Consider the following 205-nt stretch of genomic DNA (forward strand, 5'->3'; position numbering starts at 1 on the left):
CCCCATTCGGAAATCTCCGGATCAAAGCTTGCTTACAGCTCCCCGAAGCATATCGGTGTTCGTCCCGTCCTTCATCGGCTCCTAGTGCCAAGGCATCCACCGTGCGCCCTTTCTAACTTAACCGTTAAAAAGAATCACTATGTGATATCTTGTCTTACTAATTGAATGTGATGTCTACTGTTATCTAGTTTTCAAAGAACACGTT

General features: G+C 44.9%; 1 rRNA gene. It reads right to left on the reverse strand.

From position 1 onward, the window contains the following. Positions 1 to 123: ribosomal RNA gene (locus Q3W56_RS20950) — 23S ribosomal RNA — on the reverse strand; the annotation flags it as partial. Positions 124 to 205 lie beyond the last annotated feature (82 nt).

The sequence above is a fragment of the Bacillus sp. C28GYM-DRY-1 genome (assembly GCF_030519405.1).
Lineage (GTDB): Bacteria > Bacillota > Bacilli > Bacillales > Bacillaceae > Bacillus > Bacillus spizizenii_A.